The following is a 10,753-nucleotide window of genomic DNA, read 5'->3' as shown; positions in this document are numbered from 1 at the left end:
CGGCCCGCGGGGGACGCTCGACCGGGCGGGGTCCCAGGCCGGCGACCGGCGCGTGGTCAGCCGCCGAACCGGTCCCGCAGCTCGCGCTTGAGGATCTTGCCGCTGGCGTTGCGCGGGAGTGCGGTCACGAACAGCACCCGCTTGGGCGCCTTGAAGGGGGAGAGTTTCTCGCGCGCGTGGGCGATGAGTTCCTCCTCGGTCACCTCCCCGCGCGGGACGACGACGGCCGTGACGGCCTCGACCCACCGCTCGTCGGGCAGACCGATGACGGCCGCCTCGGCGACGGCCTCGTGCGTGTACAGCGCGTCCTCGACCTGCCGGGAGGCGACCAGTACGCCACCGGAGTTGATGACGTCCTTCACCCGGTCGACGACGGTGAAGTAGCCGTGCGCGTCCCGCACCGCGAGGTCGCCGGAGTGGAACCAGCCGTCGCGGAAGGCCGCGGCCGTCTCCTCGGGCTTGTCCCAGTAGCCCTCGCACAACTGCGGTGAGCGGTAGACGATCTCACCGGGTGTGCCGTCGGGCACGTCCTCGCCGTTCTCGTCGACCACGCGGGCGTCCACGAACAGCACGGTGCGGCCGCAGGAGTCGAGCCTGCCCTTGTGCTCGTCGGGTGCCAGGACGGTGGCCAGCGGGCCGATCTCGCTCTGGCCGAAGCAGTTGTAGAGGGCCAGCTTCGGCAGCCGTTCGCGCAGCCGTTCCAGCACGGGCACCGGCATGACCGACGCCCCGTAGTACGCCTTGCGCAGGCCGCTGAGGTCACGGGTGGCGAAGTCGGGCCGGTTCGCCAGGCCGATCCACACGGTGGGCGGCGCGAACAGGCTGTCCACGCGGTCCGCTTCGATGAGGTCGAACAGAAGGTCGCCGTCCGGCGCGTCGAGAATGATGTTGGTCGCGCCGACCGCGAGATGGGGCAGCAGGAAGACGTGCAGCTGGGCCGAGTGGTACAGCGGCAGGGCGTGCGCCGGCCGGTCGCCGGCGCTCAGGTCCAGGGCCGTGATCGCGCTCAGGTACTCGTGCACCAGCGCCCGGTGGGTCATCATCGCGCCCTTGGGCAGGGCGGTGGTGCCCGAGGTGTACAGCAACTGCGCCAGGTCCTCGGTGCGCGGTCCGGGGCCGTCGTACGGGGGTGTCTCCGCCAGCCGCGCGAGGAACGAGTCCTCGGCGTCCCTCAGCGGCAACACCCTCACCTCGTCCGGGAGCCGCCCGGCGATGTCCGGATCGGCGAGCACCAGGCCGCTGCCCGACTGGCCGACGATGTACGCGAGGTCGCCACCGGTCATGTTGTGGTTGACCGGTACGTGGACGAGGCCGGCGCGGGCGCAGGCGAGGAAGGCGATCAGGTACGCGTCGGAGTTGTGGCCGTAGGCGCCGACCCGGTCACCCGGGGTGAGGCCCTCGGCGAGGAGCAGACCCGCCGCGCGGGAGACGGCGTCGTCGAGTTCCGCGTACGTCCACGTCCGTTCGCCGTACTCCACCGCGACCCGTGCCGGGGTGCGCCGCGCGCTGCGCCGCAGCACTCCGTCGACCGTGCTGCCATGTCCCTGCGTCATGTCACATGATCTTCGACCCGCTCGGCGGAGAGGTCAAGGACTGGGCTACAAGGGCCTCGTCCGGCCCTCCCAGTACGGGTCGCGCAGTCGTCGCTTGTACAGCTTGCCGTTGGGGTCGCGGGGCATCTCGGTGATGAAGTCGACGCTCTTGGGGCGCTTGTACCCGGCGAGCCGTCCGGCGCAGTGGTCGAGCAGGGCGGCGGCGAGGGCGGGTCCGGGCTCGTGGCCCGGGGCGGGTTCGACGACCGCCTTGACCTCCTCGCCCCAGTCGTCGTGCGGGATGCCGAAGGCCGCGGCGTCGGCGACGGCGGGGTGGGCGAGCAGCACCGACTCGATCTCGGCGGGGTAGATGTTCACACCACCGGAGATGATCATGTCGATCTTGCGGTCCCGCAGGAAGAGATAGCCGTCCTCGTCGAGGCAGCCGAGGTCGCCGACGGTGAAGAAGTCGCCGATGCGGTTCTTGCGGGTCTTGTCCTCGTCCTTGTGGTACGCGAAGCCGCCGGTGCTCATCTTCATGTACACCGTGCCGAGTTCGCCCGGCGGGAGCCGGTTGCCGTCGTCGTCGAAGACGGCCAGTTCGCTGATCGGCCAGGCCTTGCCGACGGTGCCGGGCTTCTTCAGCCAGTCCTCGGCGGTGGCGAAGGCGCCGCCGCCCTCGCTGGCCGCGTAGTACTCCTCCACGCTGTGGCCCCACCAGTCGATCATGGCCCGTTTGACGTGGTCGGGGCAGGGGGCGGCGCCGTGGATGGCGTGGCGCATGGAGGAGACGTCGTACCGGGCGCGCACGTCCTCGGGGAGGGCGAGGAGGCGGTGGAACTGGGTGGGGACCATGTGAGTGTGGGTGCACCGGTGTGCGTCGATGAGCCGGAGCATCTCCTCGGGTGTCCACTTGTCCATGAGGACCAGACGGTGGCCGATGTGCAGGGACGCGCCCGCGAACTGCAGGACGGCGGTGTGGTAGAGCGGCGAGCAGACGAGGTGCACGTTGCCGTCGAACGGCTTGATGCCGAAGATGCCGAGGAATCCGCCGAGGTAGGACTCCTCGGGGAGCTTGCCGGACAGCGGGCGGCGGATGCCGCGGGGGCGGCCGGTCGTGCCCGAGGTGTAGTTCATGACCCAGCCGAGTTCGCGGTCCGCGGGCGCCGACCCGGGCTGTCCGGCGAGGAGTTCGGCGTAGGGCCGGAAGCCCTCGACCGCGCCCACCGCGTACCGGTGCGTCGCGGGCAGGCCCGCCTCGGCCGCGGCGTGGCGGGCGGCGGCCGCGAACCTCTCGTGGGCGAGGAGCACCTTGGCGCCGGAGTCGGAGACGATCCAGGCGATCTCGGGTCCGACGAGGTGGTGGTTGACGGGGACGAGGTAGAGGCCGGCCTGGGTGGCGGCCAGGTAGGCGGTGAGGAACTCGACGCCGTTGGGCAGGACGACGGCGAAGGCGTCGCCGCGTTCCAGCCCGGCGGCGCGCAGGCCGTGGACGAGCCGGTTGGCGGCGGCGTGCAGCCGTCCGGCGGTCCACTCCTCGCCGTCGGGGGCGACGAGGACCGTGCGGTGCGGTTCGGCGGTGGCCTGGGCCCAGAAGCCCGTGGGGGGTGTGCTCACGACTGGCCGCTCCTTCCGGCGATGCGGTTCAGGCGGTCGACGGCCCGTTCGAAGCCGCGGGTGAGGTCGTCGAAGACGGCCCGCACATCGCGTTCGCTGTTCATCCGGCCGACGATCTGGCCGACGGGCGTGCCGAGCAGCGGGTCGACCTCGTACTTCTGGATGCGCGAGACCGCCTCGGCGACCAGCAGGCCCTGCAAGGGCATGGGCAGCGTGCCGGGCCCGGCCGGGTCGTCCCAGGCGTCGGTCCATTCGGTACGGAGCTGGCGTGCGGGCTTCCCGGTCAGCGCGCGGGAGCGGACCGTGTCGCCGGACCCCGCCGCGAGGAGCTTGCGGGTCAGCGCGGGCGAGTGCAGGTCGGCCTCGGTGGTGGTCAGCCAGATGGAGCCCAGCCACACGCCCTGGGCGCCGAGGGCCAGCGCGGCCGCGATCTGCTGTCCGCTGCCGATGCCGCCCGCGGCCAGCACGGGCAGCGGGTCGACGGCCTCGACCACCTCGGGGGTCAGCACCATCGAGGCGATCTCCCCGGTGTGGCCGCCCGCCTCGTAGCCCTGCGCCACGACGATGTCGATCCCCGCGTCCTTGTGCTTGCGGGCGTGGCGCGCGCTGCCGGCGAGCGCGGCGACCAGTACGTCCCGTTCGTGGGCGCGGGCGACGACGTCGGCGGGTGGCGAGCCGAGGGCGTTGGCGAGCAGCCTGATCGGGTAGTCGAAGGCGACGTCGAGCTGGGTACGGGCGACCTGCTCCATCCAGCCGGTGATCCGCCAGCCGGCCGCCTCGCCCTCGGCGAGTTCGGGCACGCCGTACGCGGCGAGGGTGTCCTTGACGAACTGCCGGTGCCCCTCGGGGATCATCGCCTCGACATCGGCCTCCGTGACCCCCTCGACCTTCCTGGCGGGCATGACGACGTCCAGCCCGTAAGGCCTGCCCTCGACGTGCGCCTCGATCCAGTCCAGGTCGCGTCTGAGGTCGTCGGGGGCCGTGTAGCGGACCGCGCCGAGCACTCCGAAGCCGCCGGCCCGGCTGATGGCCGCGGCGACGGCGGGGAACGGCGTGAAGCCGAAGACGGCGTGCTCGACTCCCAGTTTCTTGCTCAGCTCCGTCTGCATGGGGCGCAGGATGCCGCAGTCCCCCGGAGGACGGAAGGCTCTTTCTGATACTCCGTCAGATTTCTATCGGTCCTGCTCCAGCACCGCCATCGCCGCGTTGTGCCCGGGCACCCCGCTCACCCCTCCCCCGCGCACCGCGCCGGCCCCGCACAGCCAGACGTTGGCGTGCCGCGTCTGCGCGCCCCAGCGGCCGATGCCCTCCTGGGCGTAGGGCCAGGCCAGGGCACGGTGGAAGATGTTGCCGCCGGGCAGGCGCAGATCGCGTTCCAGGTCCAGCGGCGTCTTCGCCTCGATGCAGGGCCGGCCGTCCGCGTCGACGGCCAGGCAGTCGGCGAGGGGCTCGGCGAGGTGGGCGTCGAGCTGGGCCAGGGTCGACTTCAGCAGCTCGTCGCGGACGGCGTCGTTGTCCCGGGTGAAGAGCCGGGCCGGGGTGTGCAGGCCGAACAGGGTGAGGGTCTGGTAGCCGCGGCCGGCCGCCTCGGGGCCGAGGATGCTGGGGTCGGTGAGGGAGTGGCAGTAGATCTCCGAGGGCGGCGCGGCGGGCAGGTCACCGGAGGCGGCCTGGGCGTGGGCGGTGGCCAGTTGCTCGTAGCCCTCGGCGATGTGGAAGGTGCCCGCGAAGGCCTCGCGGGGGTCGACGTCGGTGTCCCGCAGCCTCGGCAACCGCTTGAGCAGCATGTTCACCTTGAGCTGGGCACCCTCGGCGGGCGTCGGTGAGGGATCGCCGGTGAGGGCCGCCAGCTCCTGCGGGGAGGCGCCCACGAGGACGTGCCGGGCGGCGGCGGTGCCCTCGGCGTCGGCGGTGCGGTAGGTGACCTCGGCACCGTGCCCGTCGGTGTCGATCCGTACCGCCTCGTGCCCCGTCGCCAGCACCGCGCCCGCCTCGCGCGCGGCGGCGGCCAGGGCGTCGGTGAGGGCGCCCATGCCGCCGACGGGCACGTCCCAGCTGCCGGTGCCGCCGCCGATGACGTGGTAGAGGAAGCAGCGGTTCTGCGCCAGGGAGGCGTCGTGGGCGTCGGCGAAGGTGCCGATGAGGGCGTCGGTGAGCACCACTCCCCGTACCAGGTCGTCGCCGAAGTTCTCCTCGATCGCCACGCCGATCGGCTCCTCGAACAGGGCCCGCCACGCGGCCTCGTCGTCGACGCGCCGGCGCAGCTCCTCCCGTGTGGGCAGCGGTTCGGTGAGCGTCGGGAAGACCCGCTGGGCGACCCGGCCGGTCATGCCGTAGAAGCGCCGCCACGCCTCGTACTCCCGCGTGCCGCCGGTCAGCCGGGCGAAGGCCTCCCGGGTGCGCCGCTCCCCGCCGCCGACCAGCAGCCCCGTGGGCCGCCCGGCCCGTTCGACGGGGGTGTACGAGGAGATGGTGCGCCCTCGGACACGGAAGTTCAGCCCGAGGTCGCGGACGATCTTCCGGGGCAGCAGGCTGACCAGGTACGAGTAGCGCGACAGCCGGGCGTCGACTCCGGCGAACGGGCGGGTGGAGACGGCGGCGCCGCCGGTGCGGTCCAGCCGTTCGAGCACCAGCACCGACCGGCCGGCCCGGGCCAGGTAGGCGGCGGCGACGAGGCCGTTGTGGCCGCCGCCGACGATGACGGCGTCGTAGGTCCGGGAGGGCTCGCGTGGGGGCATGGTTCTTCGTAACACGTGATGATCTACGACGGCCAGAGGGCGTGCCGGTGCCGGCTCAGCGTCCGCCGGACGCCCGCTGCCGCGCCGGACGCGTACCGGGTCCGAGTCGCGCCACGGCGCGCAGGATGTGTTTGGGCGGGAGCTGCCAGCGCACATGTGCGGGAATCCCGCGCAGCACGGTGCCGGTGGCGCGCAGTCGCCGGGTGACGGCGGCGGGTGGGGGGACCGGTCTGCCGTAGAGCTCGTGGGCGAACGGCGGCAGGGAGGCGTACGCCAGATGCGCCACCCGCCGCCACAGCAGCTCGCGCACCGGGACCAGCAGGGGGTGCGCCGGCGGGCGGAGCAGGAAGTCGTCCACCTCGCGTGCCTCGGCTCCCGCGGCCAGCCTCGGCCGCACCGTCTCGAAGTAGGCGGCCAAGCCGGCCCTGTCGCCGGGGACGGCCGCGGGGTCGAGGCCGACGAGGCGGGCGCTGACCCGGTGCTCGGCCACGTAACGGTCGGCCTGCGCGCCGGTGAGGGGGAAGCCGGAACGCCGCAGCACGTGCAGGTACGAGTCGATCTCCGCGCAGTGCACCCACAGCAGCAGCTCGGGTTCGTCGATCCCGTACCGTTCGCCGGTCTCCGGATCGGTCGCCTTCAGCATCGCGTGGATCTTCCGCACCCGGGCACCGGCCCGCTCGGCGGCCCGAGTCGTCCCGTACGTCGTCGTCCCCACGAAGTCCGCGGTACGCATCAGCCGCCCCCAGGCGTCCCGCCGGAAGTCTGAGTTCTGCACGACACCGCGCACCGCGCGCGGGTGCAGTGCCTGGAGGTAGAGCGCCCGGATCCCGGCGACCCACATCATGGGGTCGCCGTGCATCTGCCAGGTCACGGAGGCGGGGCCGAACAGCCCCGGGTCGGCTGTGCTCACGGGTCACCTCCGGCGGCGTCGGTGAGACCACCATGGCACACACCGGACCGGCCGTCCCCGGTCAGGGCACCCCGGGACACGGAGACGGCCGGCCGGGGCGGTCAGCGCCGCACCCGCGGCATCCCCAGGCCGATCCAGGAGATGATCTCGCGCTGGATCTCGTTGTTGCCGCCGCCGAAGGTGAAGATCACCGCCGAGCGGTAGCCGCGTTCCAGCTCGCCGTGCAGCACCGCGCCCGCGGAGCCCTCCTTCAGCGGGCCGGCCGCGGCGAGGATCTCCATGAGCCAGGCGTAGGCGTCGCGGCGGGCCTCCGAGCCGTAGACCTTGACCGCGGAGGCGTGCTGCGGGGTGAGCGTGCCCTCCTGGACGGCGGTGACCATCTGCCAGTTGAGGAGCTTCATGGCGTCCAGGCGGGTGTGCGTGCGGGCGAGCAGGCGGCGCACCCAGGGCAGGTCGACGACACGGCGGCCGTCGGCGAGCTTGGTCTGCGCCGCCCAGCGCTGGACGTCGTGCAGGGCGCGGATCGCCATGGTGCCGTGGGCGGCGAGGGTGACGCGTTCGTGGTTGAGCTGGTTGGTGATCAGCCGCCAGCCCTGGTTCTCGGCGCCGACGCGGCGGGAGACCGGGACCCGGACGTCCTGGTAGTAGCTGGCGGTGGTGTCGTGCGAGGCGAGGGTGTTGATGAGGGTGCACGAGTAGCCGGGGTCGGAGGTCGGCACCAGGAGCATGGTGATGCCCTTGTGCGGCGGGGCCCCGGGGTCGGTGCGGGTGGCGAGCCACACCCAGTCGGCGGTGTCGCCGTTGGTGGTCCAGATCTTCTGGCCGTTCACGACGTACTGGTCACCGTCCCGCACGGCGCGGGTCTTCAGGGAGGCCAGATCCGTGCCCGCGTCGGGCTCGCTGTAGCCGATGGCGAAGTCGATCTCGCCGGACAGGATGCGGGGCAGGAAGTACGTCTTCTGCTCCTCCGTGCCGAACTGCATGATCGTCGGACCGACCGTGTTGAGCGCCATCAACGGCAGCGGGACGCCGGCCTGCGCTGCCTCGTCGAAGAAGATGAACTGCTCCATGGCGGTCATGCCGCGCCCGCCGTACTCCTTCGGCCAGCCCACGCCGAGCCAGCCGTCGGTGCCGAGCCGGCGGACGGTCTCGCGGTAGAAGCGCTTCCGGGCGGCCGGGTCGGCGTACCGCGCGTAGGCGTTGTCCGGTACCAGCTCGGCGAAGTAGGCGCGCAGTTCGGTGCGCAGCCGCTGCTGCTCGGGCGTGTGGTCGAGGTGCACGGCGCCTCCAGGCTCCCATGGCGGGTCGGTCCTGTCGGCGCACACCGTAGAACGTGTTCCAGAAATTGGGAAGCGGCGGGAAGCGTCAGCGCAGCGTGGCGATGAACTCCGTGCAGGCCCGTGCGCACGCCCGGCATGCCGTCGCGCTCTCCTCGGCGCCGGGCTGGGCGTCGAAGGCGTGCGCGCACTCCAGGCAGACCGTCCGGCACAGCTCCAACTGGACCCGGATGCCGTTCTCGTCCAGGCAGTTGTGCTCGGCGAGCACCCGGCAGGTCGCGTCGCACACCTCGGCGCACATGATGCCCCGCCGCCGTGCCCGCTCCTGCTCCTGCGTACCTCCGGGATCCAGGAGGCTCGCGCGCAGCGCACACGCCCGGGCGCACTCCGTACACGCCTGCGCACACGCGAAGCGGTCCTCCAGGAACCGGTACAGCTCCTGTTGGGAAGTCGTCGTCGGTGTCACACCGCCCGGGTAGCCGTGGCCGGGCCGGCCAAACCCGCCGGGCGGGACGGACCCGCGTCGCGCGGTGTCGACGATCCCTCACGAACGGTGTCCGGTTCGCACCGTTCCGACAGGGTATGTACCTCGTATGAGCTCTATGAGTACCGCAGCCGCGCAGCTGGCCGCCGCGAGCGGCCTGATGAGTCTGGTTCTCTTCCTGGTGGCCGTCGCCGTGCTGGCGATCCTGGCCGGGGGGTTCTGGCTGACCTCACGCGTCAGGTACACCGAGTCGCCCCGCCCGCGCCCGGAGGAACAGCCGCACCTGCCCCCGGGCGGCGCCGTGCGCGAGATCCGGGAGAACCGAGAGTCCGAGGAGGTCCCGGTCACGCCGAAGGGCGGCCGCCCGCTCACCCCGTACGAACTGAGCAACCAGGACACCAGGCCGAGCGAGTCGAAGGACCGGCCCCGCTGGAGCCGGGGGTCGAGCGGTTCGTTCGGCGGTGGCGGACTGGGCGCCCACTGACCGCGCGCCACCGGAACCGGCTTTCCGGGGCGCGGCGGCGGGCACTCGCACCGGCTCGACGACCGTCTCCCTCCCTCCGAGGGGGCGGCCCGCACACCCGCGCGCTCAGCGGAGGGCGCGGTCCCCCGAGCCGCGTCCGTCCATCCGCGTCACATGGGCGACGTTCTCCCGGTCCTCGGCGTCCTCACTGGGGCGGGCGGCGAACCAGGCGTCGAGGATCTCCTTCAGCACCGCCCCGGTGGTCAGGCGCAGACTGAGGGCCAGCACGTTGGCGTCGTTCCAGCGGCGGGCGCCGTCCGCGGTGTACGCGTCATGGCACAGGGCGGCCCGTACGCCGGGCACCTTGTTCGCGGCGATCGAGGCACCCGTCCCCGTCCAGCAGCACACCACCGCCTGGTCCGCCGTCCCGGCGGCGACCTCGCGTGCGGCGGCCTCCGAGCAGAGCGCCCACCGCGGATCCGCGCCGGTGTCGAGGGCGCCGTGCGCGCGCACCTCGTGACCGCGTCGGCGCAGCTCTTCGACGAGGAGGCGGGCGACGGGTTCGTCCATGTCGGAGGAGACGGAGATCCGCATGCTCCTCAGCGTAACGCGCCGATTGCGGTGCGGATCCCGGCCGGCGGACGGGCGCGACGCGCCGATGGCCGGATCTCAGCGCATGGCCGCGCCCCTCGGGCCGCTGTTTGTCGGCGGTCGCCTTCTGCGTCAGCGCGCAGATCATCCTGCTGCGCTGGGCGACCGCCGAGGAGGAGGCGGTACGCAGGACCCGCTACCGGCTGATCACCGGCATCGCCCTGGACATGCCGCCGACCGCGCTGTTCTTCGTCGCCGACGGCCCGGGCCGGCCGGCCTCGGACTTCGACACCGGCAGCGGGCAGCCGCTGGTGCTCACCTACCTGCTGCTCTTCGTCGTGTCGCGCGCGGATGACCGACAAGACCTCGCTGCGCCAGGCCCTGCAGCTGCTCTCCGTCGCCGCGGTGGTCCTCTTCCTGTACCGCCTGGCCAGAACGGTCAACGTCCTCACCGCCGCGTGCGGGATCGACATCGGCGGCTGGAAGGTCGCCGCATCCGTCTTCAGCGCGCTGGGCATCGTCGCCCTCTCGCTCAGCCTGACCATGCCCTCCTGGGGAGCGCGGGCCGCCGGACTGCTGGACTGGGTCCACGGTTACCGGTCGTACCGGGCTCTGTACCCGCTCTGGCGGGACCTGTACGAATCCTCACCGGACATCGTCCTGGAGCCTCCGGGGGCTTCGGTCTGCGACCTCGACTACCGGCTGCACCGGCGCGTCGTCGAGATACGGGACGGGTGGCGGGATCTGCGTCCCTGCATCGGGCGCACCGAAAACGGTTTCGGCACGGCGAACCCGGGCGCGAGCGAGGAGTCCCGGCAGGCGTTCGCCGAAGCGGCACGGATCAGACAGGCGCTGCGCGCCAAGAACGCCGGCACCGTCCCCGAGGACAACCGGGACGCGGGCGACTTCGAGGACCGGGATACGGACAACTTCAGCGCGGAGGTCGCCTGGCTCACCAAAGTGGCGTCCGCCTACCGTAGACTCAGCAACGCGGGTTGAGAGCTCCCGCCCGGTTCGTTCCCCCGTCGGACCGGGCGGGTTTCTTTGTCTCCCCGCATGTGTCGGTACGTGTCGGCGCTTGCCCACAGTTGCCCGTGCTCCCCCACCACCTCTTCGCCGGTGCGGTTCCGCCGCCGTCAGC

General features: G+C 72.4%; 11 protein-coding genes. 2 read left to right on the top strand and 9 right to left on the bottom strand.

The annotated features are described in order from the left end of the window. Positions 1-56: 56 nt before the first annotated feature. The 7 genes from ABZX30_RS12450 to ABZX30_RS12420 all read right to left on the bottom strand — a co-directional run bounded on the left by ABZX30_RS12450 (position 57) and on the right by ABZX30_RS12420 (position 8,540). On the bottom strand, positions 57-1,553 hold the full coding sequence (locus ABZX30_RS12450; RefSeq protein WP_355932241.1) for an acyl-CoA synthetase: 1,497 nt from the start codon (positions 1,551-1,553) through the stop codon (positions 57-59). Between the two features lie 45 nt (positions 1,554-1,598). Continuing rightward, on the bottom strand, positions 1,599-3,149 hold the full coding sequence (locus ABZX30_RS12445; RefSeq protein ID WP_355932239.1) for an acyl-CoA synthetase: 1,551 nt from the start codon (positions 3,147-3,149) through the stop codon (positions 1,599-1,601). After that, on the bottom strand, positions 3,146-4,258 hold the full coding sequence (locus tag ABZX30_RS12440) for a nitronate monooxygenase family protein (protein ID WP_355932236.1): 1,113 nt from the start codon (positions 4,256-4,258) through the stop codon (positions 3,146-3,148). Before ABZX30_RS12440 ends, ABZX30_RS12445 begins: the two co-directional genes overlap by 4 nt. Positions 4,259-4,321: 63 nt before the next feature. Beyond that, complete coding sequence (locus ABZX30_RS12435; RefSeq protein WP_355932233.1) at positions 4,322-5,887, bottom strand: NAD(P)/FAD-dependent oxidoreductase; 1,566 nt, start codon at positions 5,885-5,887, stop codon at positions 4,322-4,324. 55 nt (positions 5,888-5,942) lie between these two features. After that, entirely contained in the window at positions 5,943-6,746 is an 804-nt protein-coding gene (locus ABZX30_RS12430) for an oxygenase MpaB family protein (RefSeq protein WP_355932339.1), read from the bottom strand. Between the two features lie 152 nt (positions 6,747-6,898). Further along, positions 6,899-8,077: an acyl-CoA dehydrogenase family protein gene (locus ABZX30_RS12425; RefSeq protein ID WP_355932230.1), complete on the bottom strand. Its 1,179-nt coding sequence runs from the start codon at positions 8,075-8,077 to the stop codon at positions 6,899-6,901. 85 nt (positions 8,078-8,162) lie between these two features. Beyond that, positions 8,163-8,540 carry a four-helix bundle copper-binding protein gene (locus ABZX30_RS12420; protein WP_355932228.1) on the bottom strand — a complete coding sequence of 126 codons (378 nt, stop codon included), beginning with the start codon at positions 8,538-8,540 and terminating at the stop codon, positions 8,163-8,165. A 136-nt stretch (positions 8,541-8,676) separates the two neighbouring features. Here ABZX30_RS12420 and ABZX30_RS12415 point away from each other — a divergent pair, with 136 nt between their 5' ends. Continuing rightward, positions 8,677-9,042 (top strand): DUF6479 family protein, encoded by a 366-nt coding sequence (locus ABZX30_RS12415; RefSeq protein WP_355932225.1) that lies wholly within the window; start codon positions 8,677-8,679, stop codon positions 9,040-9,042. Positions 9,043-9,147: 105 nt separating this feature from the next. On the opposite strand, the gene ABZX30_RS12410 is transcribed toward ABZX30_RS12415, so the two are convergent. Then, on the bottom strand, positions 9,148-9,615 hold the full coding sequence (locus tag ABZX30_RS12410) for an RpiB/LacA/LacB family sugar-phosphate isomerase (RefSeq protein ID WP_355932222.1): 468 nt from the start codon (positions 9,613-9,615) through the stop codon (positions 9,148-9,150). A 193-nt stretch (positions 9,616-9,808) separates the two neighbouring features. Beyond that, entirely contained in the window at positions 9,809-9,931 is a 123-nt protein-coding gene (locus ABZX30_RS12405) for a hypothetical protein (RefSeq protein ID WP_355932219.1), read from the bottom strand. Positions 9,932-9,963: 32 nt separating this feature from the next. Between ABZX30_RS12405 and ABZX30_RS12400 the strand changes: the two genes are divergently transcribed. Then, on the top strand, positions 9,964-10,611 hold the full coding sequence (locus ABZX30_RS12400) for an MAB_1171c family putative transporter (protein WP_355932217.1): 648 nt from the start codon (positions 9,964-9,966) through the stop codon (positions 10,609-10,611). Positions 10,612-10,753 lie beyond the last annotated feature (142 nt).

This window comes from Streptomyces sp. NPDC004542, from assembly GCF_040610035.1.
Lineage (GTDB): Bacteria > Actinomycetota > Actinomycetes > Streptomycetales > Streptomycetaceae > Streptomyces.
The sequence above is the reverse complement of the archived record's forward strand: the minus strand, read 5'-3'. Positions and strand labels throughout refer to the sequence as shown.

Coding starts and splice junctions, on each gene's coding strand:
- ABZX30_RS12430 (WP_355932339.1), bottom strand. CDS start 6,746: ATGCACGGCGACCCCATGATGTGGGTCGCCGGGATCCGGGCGCTCTAC.
- ABZX30_RS12410 (WP_355932222.1), bottom strand. CDS start 9,615: ATGCGGATCTCCGTCTCCTCCGACATGGACGAACCCGTCGCCCGCCTC.
- ABZX30_RS12415 (WP_355932225.1), top strand. CDS start 8,677: ATGAGTACCGCAGCCGCGCAGCTGGCCGCCGCGAGCGGCCTGATGAGT.
- ABZX30_RS12400 (WP_355932217.1), top strand. CDS start 9,964: ATGACCGACAAGACCTCGCTGCGCCAGGCCCTGCAGCTGCTCTCCGTC.
- ABZX30_RS12435 (WP_355932233.1), bottom strand. CDS start 5,887: ATGCCCCCACGCGAGCCCTCCCGGACCTACGACGCCGTCATCGTCGGC.
- ABZX30_RS12450 (WP_355932241.1), bottom strand. CDS start 1,553: ATGACGCAGGGACATGGCAGCACGGTCGACGGAGTGCTGCGGCGCAGC.
- ABZX30_RS12440 (WP_355932236.1), bottom strand. CDS start 4,258: ATGCAGACGGAGCTGAGCAAGAAACTGGGAGTCGAGCACGCCGTCTTC.